Here is a 16,971-nt window from a genome sequence, read left to right on the forward strand (position 1 = left end):
ATGAAAATTGAAAAACTCCATATTTATGGCTTTGGAAAGCACGAAAATGTACAAATAGACTTTCAATCTGGATTAAACGTACTATATGGTGAAAATGAAGCTGGAAAATCGTCCATTCAGCAATTCATTTTGCATATACTTTTTGGCTTTCCTCAAAAAAATGCACAACTATTAAGATATGAACCGAAAAGTGGCGCAATGTATGGTGGAAAGATTCAATTTTACGATGAACAAAAGGGACGTGTGGTAATTGAAAGGATTAAAGGAAAAGCAAGCGGTGACGTCATAGTTTACTTTGAGAATGGAGACCGTGGAGGAGAAAAAGAATTAGCATCCCTCATACATTCATATAATCGTTCTGATTTTGAGGCGATTTTTTCATTTTCACTTCTTCAATTACAGGGCTTTGAAAAATTGACTGAAGAAGAGTTAACCCGAACTTTGCTTGCTTCCGGAACGACTGGTATGGACACATTATCAAAGGTGGAAGCTCAATTTGTCAAAGAAATGGGTGAGTTATTTAAACCAAGTGGCAAAAAACCTCTCATAAATCAAAAAATAGATGAACTACGTGTATTAGAAGAAGAGTGGAAGCTATATCTAGAAAAAGTAAATGAGTACGAGCCATCTATTAATCGTTTGAGGGAAATAGACTCCCTTCTAGTCCAATCATCTGAACAAGAAAAACAAGCCCAATCACAATTACAACTTTATATGCAATGGAAGCAATTAAAACCATTAAAAGAAAAGCAGTTGGAGCTTGAAGAATCTTATGAAAAAGTCAAAGATCAGATTTTTCCTGCAGATGGTATTAGACGATATGAAATGATAAAAGACAAAAAAATGAGCGTTAATATTGCTAATGAACAGTTAAGAGACAATCTCAAAGAGTTAAAGAATAATAATGAAATATTGTCATTAGAAGAATTGGAAAGATTGAAATCCTTCTTAGCATACGAAACAGAATGGCATCAGCTCAAAGCAAAACGAATACAAATAGAAGAAGAACAAACGAAAACCTTACAAAATCAAATGCAGCAACTATCTCTTGTTGGAATAGATTGGGAGAAGAACTTAAGCAACATTACAGAAGCAGATGTATCTATTCAACAAGAAGAAAAGCTTATAACTCTTTTAAAAGAACGAGAAAAGTTAGATAGTGAATTGCTTCAGGAAAAACGTATTTTACAAATGAAAAAGGAAGATCTTCACCATCAGAAAACACGTATTTCAGAAGTGAGGCATACTAAAAAAGAGAAAAGTAAAGCAGATGGAATTAGCTTAATACTTAGCGGTGCCATCCTTCTTTTGGGAATTATTTTTAGTTTAGTCCTATCCAATTGGATGTTTGGATTAGCTTCAATAATAGTCAGTGTCATTGTTTTTGTTGGTTTTAATTATTTGAAAAAAATGATGACTCAAACAGAAGATGTACAAACATATGAAAAACTATTATTAAAAGAAGAGGACGCTCTATTTCAGCAAATTAATCAGCTGGAGATTAAAATAAGTGATTTAGAGCAACGTGAGCATTCTATTAATCAACATGTACAATTATTTCTAAATAATTATTATTTAAATAACCAACTTTCACCGAATTTATTAAAAGAGCTATTTAATAGATTACGTTTAATTCAAGAGCAACAAATCCACCTCGATCAAATGGAAATAAAATTAAATGAAATAAGCATAAGAATGAAAGAACTGTTGGAGCAGTCCAAAATAGTAGCAGATATTTTCTTAATTGATGACATGTTATTCCATCAGCTTCGTGAGCACTATCTTTCAGAGAAAAAGAAATTTGAAGAAAATGAATCTATTCGAGATAAAATAAATGAGATTGTAACTAAGCAAAAAGAAAATACTTCATTGCTTGATGTTTATGCAGAAAGCATTCAAACGCTATTTCAAGAAGCAAATGCAAAGTCCGAAAGTGATTTTTATGAGGCTCATCGATTATTTGAACAAAAAGTATTTTTAGAAAAAGAATTACATCAGTTACAAATGCAATTAGGGAATCTAGAAATAGACATAGAGGACTTTGAAGAAGAGTTTGAACGGGAAACCAAGGAACAATTAACTAATATCCAGAAGAATCGTAATGAATTGATTCAAGAGAGAGCATCTTTAGATTATAAGACTAACATACTGCTCCACGATGAAAAGCAAAGTGATATGTTACAAAAACTAGAACAAAAAAAAGCAGAGCTGCAAGAATATGTGAAGCAATGGGCAGCATTAAAAGCTGTTGTTGTAGCTATAAAACAAATGATGGTGCAACTAAAAGAGGAACGTCTACCCGAAGTACTAGACTTGGCTCAAAGCTATTTTCAAAGGCTTACTAGTCAATCATACGAACAATTGATATTAACACCAGAAGGAATCTTTGAGGCTGTGAAATATAACGGACAGCGTTTTAAAATTGCAGAACTAAGTCAAGCAACAAAAGAGCAGGCGTATATCTCACTACGTATTGCATTAGCTATATCATTAAAAACGAAAGCACCTTTTCCAATTATTATGGATGATCCTTTTGTACATTTCGATCGTTTCCGATTACAACAAGTGGTACAATTAATGGAGGAGCTACAAAAAGAGCATCAACTACTGTATTTTACATGTCATGAAAATATGCAATATGTCTGGAAGGATGTAAATGTCATACGAGTAGCGACATTATTAGCTGGAAGTGGAGGGATTGTGAAATGAAAGGTATTACACAATTACGAGTAGGGGATCCAGTAGATCATTTCTTACTAATCAAACAATCGACAAAAGGAATTACAACTGTTGGGAAACCATTTATGTCGCTTTTATTGCAAGATAAAAGTGGCGATATAGAAGCTAAATTATGGGATACAAACGAAGAGCATGAAAAGCTATTTGCAGCAAGTCAAATAGTTCGTGTCGGTGGTGAAATACAAGATTACCGTGGGAAATTTCAACTTCGTGTAAAAAGTATTCGACCTGCAAAAGCAGATGAACCGATTACAATAAATGATTTGGTTCCATCTGCTGCAAAATCTAAAGAAGAATTGATGGAAGAGCTCATGCAATTTTTCTTTGAGATGAAAAATCCGTTAATACAGAGAATTACTCGACATTTATTAAAAAAGCATCAAAATGAGTTTATGACGTTTCCAGCAGCTACAAAAAATCATCATGATTATGCATCTGGTTTGATTGATCATGTCGTATCCATGTTGAAGCTAGGAAAAGCTTTATGTGATCTATATCCAACACTCAACAAAGACTTGCTATTCGCAGGAATTATTTTACACGATATAGGAAAGGTACTAGAGCTGTCTGGACCTGTAGCAACTACGTATACAATTGAAGGTAATTTACTTGGTCACATTACAATTATGGTGAACGAGATATCGAAGGCCGCAGAAGAGCTTCAAATTGAAGGAGAAGAGGTAATGCTCCTTCAACATATGGTACTTAGTCATCATGGTAAAGAAGAATGGGGAAGCCCAAAACGTCCAATGGTTCGCGAAGCCGAAATCTTGCATTATATTGACAATATTGATGCGAAGATGAACATGTTAAATCGGGCTTTAGATAAAACGAATCCAGGTGAATTTACAGAGCGCTTATTCCCACTTGAAAACCGTTCATTCTATAAACCTACATTTGAATAATAAAAAAACGTAAAAGCTCTATGCTTTTACGTTTTTTTCTGATCAGATGAGAAAAAAGGGGAGAGTGACTCAGTCACTTTCCCCTTTTCAATAATATTCTAGATAATAGTGTAGACGAGGTTTAGTCCAAAGTGTCCATAAAAAGACATTGGGCTTATCTAATTATTTTTCACTATCAGTAGTTGTATCTGCTTCTTCTTCAGTTGTACCTTCTTTAGCAGGTGCGTCTGAAGCATTTAAAAATTGATCTAACGCAGTTTTTAAGTCTTCATCTTTAATTTTGATATCAGCGTCTTTCATCATCTTCGAAACTTTAGTCAACAATGTAGAAGTATCTGCTTTTTCAAGCTTTAATTGTTTCTCAAGTTCTGCTTTTTTATCTTCATATGATTCTTCGATTGTACGCTTGTCCGTTACTTCAATAATGTGGAAACCATGTTGTGATTGGACTGGATCACTAATTACATTTTTTTCTAATGCAAAAGCAGCTTCTTCAAATTCTGGTACCATTGCACCTTTACCAAACCAACCTAATTCTCCACCAGATTGTTGAGCTGCCGGTTCAGTAGAATATTCTTTTGCTACTTCAGCAAAGTCTTTGCCTGATTCTAGTTCACTTTTTACTTTTTTAGCAGTTGCTTCATCTGCAACTAAAACGTGGCGAGCGTTAATTTCGTTTTTAATATTTTCATATTCTGCCTTAACTTCTTCTTCTGTAACGTCTACATCTTCAATTAAAGCTTTTTCTTGCAGTAAGTTAAGTTCTAAGTACTTTTTATATGATTCTTCTGTATAACCTTGTTGTGCAATCATAGCTTCGAAGTTTTCGCCTAATTGCTCTTTGTCAGCTTTCAATTGAGCGTCTACTTCTTTTTTAGTCACATCATACTTAGAATCAAGTACTTTTTCGATCATAAGAAGTTGAAATGCTTGGTCTCCAATAGATGATTTCATTTCTTCATATAGATCGTTTTGCGTGATATCTCCAACTTTTGAAGTAGCAATTACTTCACTGTTATCTGCAGAATCATTGCTACATGCTCCTAATGCAAGGACTGATGCTGCAAGTGTAAATGACAATACTGTTTTTTTCATTTTTTTCTCTCCTAACTTCTTCGTGTTGCAGTAGTTACTATAACATAAACGAAATAAAAACAAAAATAGTTCCCATTCATTTGCCTACCGATTTTTTTCAAAATCGCATAGGATACATTGAAAAGGAGGTGTTCAAAATGGGAGGACAATATAATGGTGGTTACAACAGTGGCTCTGGCTTTGCTTTGATTGTTGTGTTATTTATTCTTTTAATCATTGTAGGCGCAGCGTTCATCTACTAATGAAAGGGCGGACTAAGATCGTTAAAAACGATCTTGGTTCTTCTTTTCATCCTTTTTTTTTATTAAAAGAAATGACCCAGCATCATTTACATGATTTGGGTCAATTTTTTCTTTTTCAATAAGAAAGTATTAAATGTTTTACAAAGTAAATGTCCAGTTGCAGTCGCCGTTAGCTCGATATCAAATGCCAGTTTGCTCCTGCAGAAAACTCGTCGCAGAAAACAGTCATTTGATTGTCGCTGGCTTCTTTCACTTTTCTTATACTGTATAAACTAATTCCACATAGAAGCTTACAAGAAGTATCGTAATCAATATATTAATGGTACGAAAAATCTTTGGGTGTTTTTCTTCTGGAATTTCTTTTGACATTACTAAAGCGAATGTCATTCGATTGATTTGTATTAAGTAAAATGCTGAGAATAGAATCAACGTAAATATAATCATGTCTAGTCTCCCTTCATATACTAGTAAGCATATCAAAGAAGGAACATAGTTTACAAGTAGTAGATATTGTTAAGGTTGGGCTGGAGCCACTAATATCTCATAACCAGCATCTGTTTCTTCAATAAGTGCTGTTTTAGGTGACTTACTTAAATTTTTTACATAAATTAAATCTATTAAACAAATTCCACAGTGATAAGCTAATAACATAGTAAAATAATGAGCAAACATAGGAACTAATAAAGCAGCGATGACTAAGGATAGATTAAGAAATATAAACGGTGCTAACAATGAAAAAATAAATCGATTCTTATTAATTGGTTCAATCACACGCAAATTAACGATTGGCAAAAAGCCATATTGCTTAATAATTAAAAATTTTACTTTTTCTCTATAACGAAAAAGAGGAATATAGTGTAAAAGTTTATGAATTGGATAGATACTTAAAAATGTAAGTAAGAATACCCAAAAGTAATCATCGGATTTGGTGGAATCGTTAATAATTCCTAACAAAACATATGCGACAGAAAAAACAGTTATAACGAGCAAAGAAGATAAAAGAAAAAGTCGATCTAAGCCGTATTGTTTTTTCACATTAATTGTTTTCCAGCAATGCAAGTGTATGCATCTCCTATACGTAAGTGAATATCTTTCAGATACATACAATACGATGTTTCCATGTAAAAAGCAATAGGGAATATATTAAAATTTATATAGCGCTTTCATCCCTTGATGCAATTACATTGTTTGTGAATGTTTCATCAATATTTTTAATAGAACGCTCGAATATTTCCATAAAGTCATCACCATATATATTACGAATGACAGCCATCACATCCATAAATTCAGGGAATTTACCATACAGCTCCTTCATCGGTAAAGAACCTTCGATTACAGAGTGGGGTGTATCATGATAATTGTGATACATTTCTTCTAATAATGTTTTTCCTTTTGGAGTCACATCTACATATGTGTTTCGTTTGTCTGTATCTCTCTTAGAAAAGGAAAGAAGTCCTCGTTCTTCTAGTTTTTTTGAGAAGTTAAAAGCGGTAGAAACATGCATAACTCCAAATTTTGCTACGTCCGAAATAGTCGCTCCTTCTAAATGATACGATATCCATAGAATATGATGTTCATTAATATTTAAGTCATAGGGTTTTATCCATATTTGCCAATCTTTTTCTACAGCTTTCCAAAGTGCTTTGGAAAGCTGAGCAATTCGTTGACTATAAAGCATTGCTTCTTTCATCGTATAAAACTGTTCTGTCATGTCCAACCCTTCTTTCTCGATTCTTTTCTTTCGAACATTATAGCAAGAAAGTATGTATGTGGAAATATAATATTATTCAAAATATAATAATTTTATAAAAAAAGAGAAATGCGTTTAATCATGAAGTTGACTAAATGCATTCCTCTTTTTTTAATTTACTACCTTCTCTTTCGGTTTTGGAAGTGTTCTTTCTAATTCTTCAATTGCTTGTTGGATGGAACTAATTTCTGCTTGGAGTTGATGCTGAAGTGGAGTGGTTTCGCGCTTCCATTCAGTGATATCCTTTTTAAGCCCCTGGATTGTTTCAGGCACTACTTTCTTTGACTCTTTACTTAACCGGCTTATTGAACTTTTTAAATCTTGTAATTTTATTTTAACTTCCGCAAGCTTGTCCTTATAATCCAGTGAAGTTGTTTTAATGGAAGATCGAAGCTGACTACCTGATTGTGGAGTCGAAAGAAGCACGGAAACCGAACCTGCGATTGCACCAGTAGCAATTCCTATTAAAAATTGTGAAACTTTCATTTCATCACCCCTTTATATGTATTATTCCTTTCCTTACAATAATTAAAACATAATTTTCTGTACAAAAAAAGCTTTCCTATTAAAAGGAAAGCTAGTAATAGTAATTTAAGCTGTTAAGGCAGTTTCAAATTTTGAGCGTTTTATTAACTTTCCAATTATCGGATAAATAATGAAGAATGCAACCGCATTTATAGCCACTGCAGGGAGTACAACTGCTACTAATAAGCCCATAAATGGTACATCTGCTCCAATTAGGAAAATCGCACTTGATAAGAAAACTACGCCAGATATTAATGTGCCGATACATGTTAGCACTATAGCAACAGGTAACTTTTTTGCGTATTTATTGATTAATAGTACTAAACCGAAGAAAACAAACGCTGTTACGCTTTTATCAATCACGTTTGGAATAAATCCTCCTGGGAATGTAGAAAACAATCCCGAAATGATTCCAGTAGTAATTCCAAGTAAGAAAACGCTTTTAACCTCTGGAAATAATAATATACTGATAAACATCATTGTTAACATGAAATCTGGTTTCATCCCACCATTAAATCCTGGGATAACAATATAAAGAACTGCACCTACACCTACTAATAGGGACATTAATACTAAATTTTTTGTATTCAATTCTCATCTCTCCTCAGCTTTTCTAAGCTCTATTTGTAAGATTCCTCTAACGTATCCTCTTGACCGCTAGCAAGTAACTTACCTAGATTCTAATTCTTTTCGAATCTAAATGCAACAACTAATTGTTTAGCTTTTCATATACCTCTTTTGCAAAATCTTGGATAATTTCAGGTGAATATGTTTTTTCTTTTGTATTCCATGTTGCACGGAACCCGTCTGTTTGGTCGTATCTAGGAATGAAGTGTAAATGGAAATGAAATACACTTTGTCCTGCAGGCGCACCGTTATTGTTTAATAGGTTCATTCCTACTGGGCCATATGCATCTTTTAAAGCAGAAGCGATTTTAGGAACTACTTTAAATAGATTACTTGCTTCTTCTTCTGATAAATCATACACATTTTCTTTATGGTTTTTTGGTATTACAAGTGCATGGCCTTTTGTCAGAGGCATAATATCCATAAAGGCGTAAACATGCTCATCTTCATAAATTTTTGCGCTAGGAATAGAACCATCAATTATTTTGCAAAAAATACATTCACTCATGAAAAAACCTCCTATTCATTCTTACGATGAGTTTACCATATAATATATAGATTGGGGTGGATGAAAGAAGATTTTTCCTATTAGCTTTGGTAAACTATTTATTAGAGATGAGGTGCAGAAATGACAGTATTAGAAGTAAATAATGTGACAGGCGGCTATACAAGGAAGCCGGTTTTACATGATCTAACTTTTTCGATTGGTAAAGGAGAATTAGTTGGATTAATTGGATTAAATGGAGCAGGGAAGAGTACAACTATTAAGCATATCATTGGAACAATGAACGCTGCACAAGGTGAGATTCGATTAAACGGAAAAACGATGAAAGAAGACCCAGAAATATACCGTTCTTCTTTTTCTTATATTCCAGAAACACCTGTGCTATACGATGAACTAACATTAATGGAGCATTTGCAATTGACAGCTATGGCTTACAACTTAGAACCATCTGTATTTGAGGCACGAAAGGAATCTTTGTTAAAAGAGTTTCGTATGGAAAAAAGGCTTAACTGGTTTCCTTCCCATTTCTCAAAAGGAATGCGTCAAAAAGTTATGATAATGTGTGCTTTTTTAGTGAGTCCATCATTATATATTATCGATGAACCATTTGTGGGACTAGACCCATTAGGAATACAATCACTCCTAGATCAAATGAAAGCAAGAAAAGATGAGGGAGCATCCGTACTTATGTCGACGCATATATTATCTACTGCAGAAAGATATTGTGATCGAATTTTACTTTTACACAACGGGAAAATTAGAGCACAGGGGACAATGGATGATTTGCGGGCTGTTTTTAATATGCCATATGCGACATTAGATGATTTATATATCGAAATGACGAAGGAACAAAACGATGAAAAACTTGCGTGAAGTATGGAATAAACGGTTTGTTTTTTATATAAATGAGTTGCAGAAATACTTAAAGTTTATAGCAACTGGTCATATTGCGGTTGTCTTTGTTTTTGCAATTGGAGCAGCAGGATATGCCTATAGTGAATGGTTAAAAACAGCCCCAACCGATTTCCCGGCTTTTTTACTCGTAGCTTTTGTATTGAGTTTGTTTTTAGTGATAAGTCCCCCTGTCACATTAATGAAACATGCCGATGGAGTTTATTTTCTTCCTTTGGAGACAAAACTACCCGATTATTTAAAGCTTGCTTTAAGATGGACATACTTTTCAAGTGTCTTTGTTTCTATCGCAGTTTATGTTGTTTCAATTCCTTTGTTAACTAAAATAGGCGGTTTATCTAAAAATGAGATTTTCTTTTTATTTTTAATTTTACTTGTACTAAAAAACTGGAGCATTCAAGTGGAATTTAATTACCGATGGGCTTCAAATGGTAAGTACGTTTGGATAGATCGTTTTGTAAGATTTCTTTTAATATTCTCCGTATTTTACTTTCTCATGAGTGGTTATTATATAGTTTCTATTGGAGCAGTTGTAATTGGGGTGATATACCTCATAGTTTGGCAAAAGAAAAAGAAAGAGATTGCATATCCATTTGATCATTTTATAGAAGTGGAACAATCCCGAATGATGCGTTTTTATCGATTTGCCAATATGTTTACTGATGTCCCACATATTAGAGGTAAAAAGAAAAGAAGAAAATGGCTGGATGGCTTTTATAAACTTGCACCATTTGCACAAAAAAATGCTCAGTTATATCTAGTGTTACGTACGTTTATTCGAACAGATGATTATTTTTATTTATGGGTTCGATTGACCTTTTTATCTGTAGTAGGCGCTATTTTTATTCCTTTCCCAATCGTTGCGATTATTTTCACAGGTGCTTTAGCATTTGCCTCGGTAATTCAGCTAAAACATGCCCTTCTTTCAGGACATGAATTTCGAATGGATTTACTATTTCCAATAGATTCGAATGCTAGAAAAATAGCTGTAAATAAGTTGCTTCGCATTATACAATTTGTACAGGCATTATTTGTCTTGTTAGCGATCTTAATTTTTTCAGAATACACTAACCTCATGCTTTTAGTGCCACTTGCTATATATGTAGTCTCTGAAATAACCCTTCGAATGAGTAAGCAATAAAAAGAAGGCTGCTGTAAATGAGACTAATATGTTCGGTTAAAGTGGGGGAAAATAGGAACTATTAAATTTGCGTAAAAAAGAGCAACTGATTGAGTTCGGTTGCTCAGATTATATTTATTTAAATGGGATAGAACAGGTTTTCCGAAGCTTACCGCTCGTATACAACGGGCGGTCGCTTCTTGAAACCAATAAAATGCTACCTTATTATTTTCTATGTACTCCGATTTTATTAACTATTTGTTTATTACAAATGTTTCCCAACCGTCATACTCTCCTTTGTATTTTTCCGAAACCTCTACTAAAAGGTCTGTTACTTCATTTATTGAAGTAAAATCAACAGAATCAATTCTAGAAATAGAAAGCGAGTATTTTCCTTCTTCACTCATTTCTGTCGATTCTTCCTCTATGGAAAAACCTTCTTTTTTAATAGCCTTAATAAAACGTTTTAGTGTTTTAATGTTTTCAAAGTATAGCCAATGTTCAACTTTACGAGGTACTTCCAATGCATCCCCAGATTCTTCTAAGGAATCAACTACTTTGCGGTTACCCATATGTTGTTGTTGATATTGATTAGGGTATAAAAAGTCAAAATAAAATTCCCAATTTTCATCCTCTTCTATATTAAAAATTTCAAATTCATATCCAGTTGGTTTAATAAATTGATCAACAGCCTCTGTTAAATAGTTTTTTTCTTCTTGATTGGAATAGAAAATAATATCTCTTATCCCGTCTGTTGTAATTCTACCAATGTTAATAATGTTTTTAAGACTTACAAATTCATTCAAAGAATCTTCCATTTCATTTATTTTCTCAGCCTCGGATCCAATCGGAAATCCTTCTTCATTCGGCTCTTTTATTTTTAGTCTGACGGCGATAGCCTGACTATATTCTTCCGTGTCTATTTCTTGCCATACATCCATATCTAAAACAAATGAAGCTATTTTCTCATCAATATAGCCAAAGTATATATCCCAATGTTCTGACATTATTAAACCCTCCAAATCATTAGTTTCTCTAAGTAAACAAATATAACAGTGCACTTCTGCTAATTCAACATCTATTAATATAAAATTGTTAGAGTTTCTCATGTAACAGTGATTCTATTCAATTAAATTCCGTTAGCTTATCCAATTCGTAACAGTTTAGCTCGGGTTCTAACAAAAACCTTGAAAATCAGATACCATTGATTTAACAACAAAAATGAAGGCATCAATTATCTGCTAATTGTGCCTCCATTTATTTTGTGATTTATTATTTTTGATAATTTATTGCAGCGGTTCCTAACGTTTTAGCTGCGATTAGCATGGCACGTTCATCAAAGTCAAACTTTGGACTATGATGTGGGAAGACTTCACCTTGAGGCATAGCCCCCGTGAAGAAAAATGTTCCAGGAATGTTCTCTAAATAATAGCCAAAATCTTCGCCAATCATGAGGAGCTCAGATTCTTGAACCTTTTCAACTCCGGGAATTTCATTTGCTATAGATGCTAGAAATTCTGTTTCTGATTTATGGTTAATAACTGGCGGATACCCTCTATCGAAGTTAAATGAGTATGTACAGTCGGCTGTCAGACATGTTCCCTTAATAACACGTTCTAGTTCATTTTCCATCAAATCACGAACTTCTGCATTAAAAGTACGCACTGTACCAGCAAGTTTAACAGAATCTGCAATAATATTGAATGCATTTTCGGCTACAAAAGAACCAACTGATAGAACAGCAGCTTCTGTTGGATTTACTCTTCTAGAAACTAGCTGTTGCAAATTTACAACTAACTGAGAAGCAACTAAGATTGCATCCTTCGCTTGATGAGGATTGGCACCATGACCACCCCTACCTTGAATAGTTATATGAAAACGGTCGGCAGCTGCCATAATAGGTCCGGATTTATATTCAATTGTGCCAAGGGGGGTTAATGACCACAAATGCGTACCGAAAATAACGTCGACACCTTCTAAACAGCCTGCATCAATCATCGGCTTAGCTCCACCCGGCGCATATTCTTCCGCATGTTGATGGATAAAAACAAATTCACCAGATAATTGGTCTTTCAATTCATTGATTGATCGAGCGAGAATAAGTAGTGTGGCAGTATGTCCATCATGTCCGCAAGCATGCATTACTCCGGCAACTGTTGATTTGTATGGGACATCCTTTTCATCTTGTATTGGAAGTGCATCAAAGTCAGCGCGTAGTGCAACTGTTTTTCCAGGAAGTGCACCTTTAACTCTTGCCACAACTCCATTCCCACCTACATTTGCTTGAAAAGGAATTCCTAATTCTGTGTAAAAGTCTTGAATATATTTTGCTGTTTTTGTTTCTTGAAAGGATACCTCAGGATGCATATGTAAGTAACGGCGAATTGAAACCATATCGTCAAAAGAGTTCTCTAATTTGTTTAATAATTCTGCTGTCAAAATCCTCGCCCCCGTTAATTTCTTTTTGTTATATTATAACAGAAAAAAAGAAGCTTTCATCTCAAGCTTCTTCAGGCAATGATTTATAGGTAGATACATAAGGGGCACTTGTGAAAATCTTTTGCTTATCTGCTACATGGTCAAAATTTAATGGATTTGATTTTTTCCATACTTCAAAACTGTTTGGTCCAGACCATTCTGTTAAAATAATATACGTGTCGGACTTCAAGGGCTTTAGTACACGGAGAGCGATAAAGCCAGGCTCTTTTTCAACTGTTTCAGTTAATTTGGTATACTGATATTCAAATATAGGACGTCCTTCATCGGAAAGAGGTATGTGTTGCAAAACGAAATACCCTTTTTCGGAAAACCTACCATAAGACTCTAGAATTTCATATTTACGTGGTACTTGGAAAACAGACTTGCCAGAAGTTTCATGAATCAGAACAGAGTTACCTACACCATGCAAAAGAAACAAATCTTCGTTTGGATGCTTCTTTTTAATCGAATCCATAAATTCAGGTGTTCCAGATGTTATATAAAAGTTCATATAATTACCTCCACTTTCTTTATTGATAATACTTTTCCCCTTAAAGTCAAATTAAAAACTCTATTTCAAAATAAAGACTGGAAATGCAGGACAAATTTATGACAATTACATTATATTTATATACAATAAGCAAGAGAACGTCTATAGTTGAGACGTATATTGAACAGGGTACAGTTATATAGAAGAAAGGTAGGAAAAGGGAATGTCAACTTTTAATGATACAATACTACGTGCAGCTCGTGGAGAAGCAGTAGATCACACACCAGTATGGTATATGAGGCAGGCAGGCCGTTCACAACCAGAGTATAGAAAAATTAAAGAAAAATACTCTTTAGAACAGATTACGCATGAGCCTGAGTTATGTGCCTATGTAACACGTCTTCCAGTAGAAAATTACAATGTGGATGCAGCTATACTATATAAAGATATCGTAACTCCTCTAACTGGAATTGGAGTAGATGTAAAAATAAAAGCGGGTGTTGGCCCTGTCATTTCGAATCCGATTCGAACTGTGCAAGATGTGTATAATCTTGGGGACCTATCACCAGAAGATGATGTACCTTTTGTTTTAGAAACGATTAAACTTCTAACAACGGAACAATTAAATGTTCCACTAATCGGATTTGCAGGTGCACCTTTTACATTGGCAAGTTACATGATTGAAGGTGGCCCTTCGAAAAGTTATAACAAAACGAAAGCATTTATGGTTTCTGAATCTCAAGCATGGTTTGCTCTAATGGACAAGCTAGCTGATATGATCATTGTTTATATCAAAGCACAAGTCAAAGCCGGAGCTAAAATGATACAAATTTTTGACTCTTGGGTTGGAGCTTTAAACGTAGCAGATTATCGTATTTTCATTAAACCAGTAATGACACGTATTTTCAATGAGCTTCGTGAGACAGGTGTTCCTTTAATAACGTTTGGTGTTGGAGCTAGTCACTTAGCAATGGAATGGCATGATTTGTCGGTGGATGTAGTCGGAATCGACTGGCGTTTATCTATTGAGGAAGCGCGTGCTAAAGGATTAACAAAAACGCTTATGGGGAACCTAGATCCTTCTTATCTGATTGGTAATTGGGAAGAAATCGAAAAACGTGCAAAAGTTATTGTAGAACAAGGAGTAGCAAATCCAGGACATATCTTTAATCTTGGACATGGTGTATTTCCAGAAGTAGATCCGGACACGCTGAAGCGCTTAACGACATTAGTACATGAATATAGTAAAGAATTGATTGCAGCAAAATCTAACTAAACTATCTTGAGGTGATACGAATGAAAAAAACAATGGGATTACTAGTAATGGCATATGGAACACCATATGAAGAAGCAGATATAGAACGCTACTATACACATATCCGTCATGGACGTAAACCAAGTGAAGAGCAATTGGCCGACTTAACAGGTCGCTACAAAGCAATCGGAGGAATTTCTCCACTTGCTAAAATTACAGAAAACCAAGCGAAAGGTCTTTGTGAACGTTTAAATGAAATTCAAGATGAAATTGAATTTAAATTATACATTGGATTAAAGCATATTGAACCTTACCTAGAAGATGCAGTGGCTGAAATGCACAAAGACGGTATTACAGAAGCAGTTTCCATGGTATTGGCTCCTCACTTCTCAACATTCTCGATTAAATCGTATAACGGTCGAATTAAAGAAGAGGCAGAAAAACTTGGCAACTTAAAAATTACATCCGTTGAAAGCTGGTATGACGAGCCTAAATTCATTCAATATTGGACCGAAAAAGTTGGCGAAGAATTTGCGGCGATGTCTGAAGAGCAACGTGAGAAAGCTTGCTTAATCGTTTCAGCGCATTCTTTACCAGAAAAAATTAAAGAGCTAGGCGATCCATACCCAGATCAATTAAAAGAAACTGCTGACTTAATCGCAAAAGCAGCTGGCGTGAAAAACTATGCTGTTGGCTGGCAAAGTGCGGGACAAACTCCAGAACCATGGATTGGTCCAGATGTACAAGACTTAACACGTGAATTACATGAAGAAAAAGGCTTCACAACATTCGTTTACACTCCAGTTGGATTTGTAGCAGAGCACTTAGAAGTGCTATACGATAATGACTACGAATGTAAAGTAGTTTGTGACGAAATCGGCGCAACCTATGTTCGTCCAGCTATGCCAAATGCACAACCTCTTTTCATCGATGCAATGGCAGACGTAGTATTAAAACACTTAAAAGCTTAATCATAGAAAGCCTCTAGCATAGTTCTCGCTAGAGGTTTTTTATTGTTCGAAAAAAAGTATCTCAGAAAATCTCTGGGAATCTCAGAAAATCCCGGGAGTATCTCAGAAAATCTCGGAGTATCACAGAAAATCTCTAGGTATCTCAGAAAATATCTAGGTATCTCAGAAAATCTCATACGAATCTCATAAAATCGCGTGAGTATCTCAGAAAATCTTGGGGTATCTCAGAAAATCCCGGGAGTATCTCGGAAAATCTCCAAGTATCTCAGAAAAACCCGGGCCAATCTCAGAAAATCCCACTTTTCATCCGATATACTGTTTTTCTTCCATGATTGATGCTCTGTAAATTGCACTTCTTCAACATATAGTATGCTTCATGTGAAGAAGATAAACCGAAAAAGTCTTTGCATTCGGCAGTGGTGATAGAATCTTTGATTAATAAAAAATAATCATCTATATTATGTGCAATAGGATTACGATCAACAGCTTTACAATTGGTGCATTTCCATGTTTTATTAGTTATTTTACATAAGGATTTACCACAGTTTTTGCATAGCAATCCTCTAATGAGAGTTTCAGGATGTATATTCCATCTTTCACAAAGAGGTTTTTGTTGAAACGTACTTCGCCTCAATTGTATTTTCTTAATTACTTCCTCAAATTGAGAAGTGTTTATGCGGTCCTCTTTTGTGTTAAGACTTTGAATATAAAGAGGGAGATTTTTACGAAAGAAAATAGGCTCGCCTGTGGGTACATTTTCTAAAATGACACGATTAGAAGAATAAACAATTGCTTTAAATATAGGGAGAGGCAATTGCATTTGCCCAATAGCGTGTATATGTCTATTGATTTGCGTGATTGGGCATTCGAAGGGTGTTCTTACTCCATCAAGGTTCCGTATAACCTGTCCTTTATGTGGTTGAAAAGTAATCGTTCCAACCATATTTTTCACTTCAATAATGAGTAAGTATTTTTTGGTAACAATAAGCGTATCTAACTGAATGTAAATATAATCATGGATTTTCAACTGAAGGTCAGTAAAAATGTACAGGTCTTTTGGGAAACTTACTTCCAAAATACTGCGGTCTACTAGTTGTTCTCCAGCAAAACCTGCTTCTATTTTATTTAATTGTTCGCATATTTCATTTGTCTTTGGATGTGAGGTGTGAAGTCTAATGAGAAGTCGATTTGATGCTATGTGGAATTGCGGAGGATTTCGAGAAATAATTGTTATCAGCCCCTTTTTTATTAGCGTATCAGACAAATAAATTATCTCCTAATTGCGACTATTCCATTTTTGATTGATTTTTCGATGTATTTCAATCTTTTTTCACAGATTTCGGCTAGAATGGTTAAA

The 16,971-nt window shown here is 34.5% G+C and carries 18 protein-coding genes; 7 read left to right on the forward strand and 11 right to left on the reverse strand.

Annotated elements, in window-relative coordinates; all coding sequences use genetic code 11:
* Positions 1 to 2,709 (forward strand): ATP-binding protein, encoded by a 2,709-nt coding sequence (locus AM499_RS00320; protein ID WP_053588333.1) that lies wholly within the window; start codon positions 1 to 3, stop codon positions 2,707 to 2,709.
* Positions 2,706 to 3,644: a 3'-5' exoribonuclease YhaM gene (yhaM, locus tag AM499_RS00325; RefSeq protein WP_053588334.1), complete on the forward strand. Its 939-nt coding sequence runs from the start codon at positions 2,706 to 2,708 to the stop codon at positions 3,642 to 3,644. Before AM499_RS00320 ends, yhaM begins: the two co-directional genes overlap by 4 nt.
* 162 nt (positions 3,645 to 3,806) lie before the next feature.
* Here the strand turns inward: yhaM and AM499_RS00330 are convergent, their stop codons facing one another.
* Entirely contained in the window at positions 3,807 to 4,739 is a 933-nt protein-coding gene (locus AM499_RS00330) for a peptidylprolyl isomerase (protein WP_053588335.1), read from the reverse strand.
* 137 nt (positions 4,740 to 4,876) lie between these two features.
* Between AM499_RS00330 and AM499_RS21110 the strand changes: the two genes are divergently transcribed.
* Positions 4,877 to 4,981: a YjcZ family sporulation protein gene (locus AM499_RS21110; RefSeq protein ID WP_082355134.1), complete on the forward strand. Its 105-nt coding sequence runs from the start codon at positions 4,877 to 4,879 to the stop codon at positions 4,979 to 4,981.
* Between the two features lie 258 nt (positions 4,982 to 5,239).
* Here the strand turns inward: AM499_RS21110 and AM499_RS00335 are convergent, their stop codons facing one another.
* From AM499_RS00335 to AM499_RS00360, 6 genes are all read right to left on the reverse strand, one after another.
* Positions 5,240 to 5,425, reverse strand: a complete 186-nt coding sequence (locus AM499_RS00335; protein ID WP_053588336.1) for a hypothetical protein — start codon at positions 5,423 to 5,425, stop codon at positions 5,240 to 5,242.
* 69 nt (positions 5,426 to 5,494) lie between these two features.
* Complete coding sequence (locus AM499_RS00340; RefSeq protein WP_053588337.1) at positions 5,495 to 6,040, reverse strand: DUF3267 domain-containing protein; 546 nt, start codon at positions 6,038 to 6,040, stop codon at positions 5,495 to 5,497.
* Between the two features lie 91 nt (positions 6,041 to 6,131).
* On the reverse strand, positions 6,132 to 6,692 hold the full coding sequence (locus AM499_RS00345; RefSeq protein ID WP_053588338.1) for an HTH-type transcriptional regulator Hpr: 561 nt from the start codon (positions 6,690 to 6,692) through the stop codon (positions 6,132 to 6,134).
* Between the two features lie 150 nt (positions 6,693 to 6,842).
* Positions 6,843 to 7,217, reverse strand: coding sequence for a YtxH domain-containing protein (locus tag AM499_RS00350; protein WP_053588339.1), 375 nt, complete (start codon positions 7,215 to 7,217; stop codon positions 6,843 to 6,845).
* A 105-nt stretch (positions 7,218 to 7,322) separates the two neighbouring features.
* A complete protein-coding gene (locus tag AM499_RS00355; protein ID WP_053588340.1) occupies positions 7,323 to 7,847 on the reverse strand; it encodes a tryptophan transporter in 525 nt (174 codons plus the stop codon).
* Between the two features lie 118 nt (positions 7,848 to 7,965).
* Positions 7,966 to 8,391, reverse strand: a complete 426-nt coding sequence (locus AM499_RS00360; protein ID WP_053588341.1) for an HIT family protein — start codon at positions 8,389 to 8,391, stop codon at positions 7,966 to 7,968.
* 120 nt (positions 8,392 to 8,511) lie between these two features.
* Here AM499_RS00360 and AM499_RS00365 point away from each other — a divergent pair, with 120 nt between their 5' ends.
* Together AM499_RS00365 and AM499_RS00370 are read left to right on the forward strand one after the other, a co-directional pair.
* Positions 8,512 to 9,261, forward strand: a complete 750-nt coding sequence (locus tag AM499_RS00365; RefSeq protein ID WP_053588342.1) for an ABC transporter ATP-binding protein — start codon at positions 8,512 to 8,514, stop codon at positions 9,259 to 9,261.
* Positions 9,245 to 10,441, forward strand: coding sequence for an ABC transporter permease (locus AM499_RS00370; protein WP_053588343.1), 1,197 nt, complete (start codon positions 9,245 to 9,247; stop codon positions 10,439 to 10,441). Before AM499_RS00365 ends, AM499_RS00370 begins: the two co-directional genes overlap by 17 nt.
* A 233-nt stretch (positions 10,442 to 10,674) precedes the next feature.
* Here AM499_RS00370 and AM499_RS00375 read toward each other — a convergent pair whose 3' ends face one another.
* From AM499_RS00375 to AM499_RS00385, 3 genes are all read right to left on the reverse strand, one after another.
* Positions 10,675 to 11,427 (reverse strand): DUF695 domain-containing protein, encoded by a 753-nt coding sequence (locus AM499_RS00375; RefSeq protein ID WP_053588344.1) that lies wholly within the window; start codon positions 11,425 to 11,427, stop codon positions 10,675 to 10,677.
* A 265-nt stretch (positions 11,428 to 11,692) separates the two neighbouring features.
* Positions 11,693 to 12,859: a M20 metallopeptidase family protein gene (locus tag AM499_RS00380; protein ID WP_053588345.1), complete on the reverse strand. Its 1,167-nt coding sequence runs from the start codon at positions 12,857 to 12,859 to the stop codon at positions 11,693 to 11,695.
* 61 nt (positions 12,860 to 12,920) lie between these two features.
* Positions 12,921 to 13,409, reverse strand: a complete 489-nt coding sequence (locus AM499_RS00385; RefSeq protein WP_053588346.1) for an antibiotic biosynthesis monooxygenase family protein — start codon at positions 13,407 to 13,409, stop codon at positions 12,921 to 12,923.
* A gap of 202 nt (positions 13,410 to 13,611) precedes the next feature.
* Here AM499_RS00385 and hemE point away from each other — a divergent pair, with 202 nt between their 5' ends.
* A complete protein-coding gene (gene hemE, locus AM499_RS00390; protein WP_053588347.1) occupies positions 13,612 to 14,664 on the forward strand; it encodes a uroporphyrinogen decarboxylase in 1,053 nt (350 codons plus the stop codon).
* A gap of 20 nt (positions 14,665 to 14,684) precedes the next feature.
* On the forward strand, positions 14,685 to 15,614 hold the full coding sequence (gene hemH, locus AM499_RS00395; protein WP_053588348.1) for a ferrochelatase: 930 nt from the start codon (positions 14,685 to 14,687) through the stop codon (positions 15,612 to 15,614).
* A 286-nt stretch (positions 15,615 to 15,900) separates the two neighbouring features.
* Here the strand turns inward: hemH and AM499_RS00400 are convergent, their stop codons facing one another.
* The gene (locus AM499_RS00400) at positions 15,901 to 16,878 is read right to left on the reverse strand and encodes a nuclease-related domain-containing protein (RefSeq protein WP_053588349.1); all 978 of its coding nucleotides are present in this window, start codon (positions 16,876 to 16,878) and stop codon (positions 15,901 to 15,903) included.
* Positions 16,879 to 16,971 lie beyond the last annotated feature (93 nt).

Origin of the sequence: Bacillus sp. FJAT-22090 (assembly GCF_001278755.1) — a bacterium.
Lineage (GTDB): Bacteria > Bacillota > Bacilli > Bacillales_A > Planococcaceae > Psychrobacillus.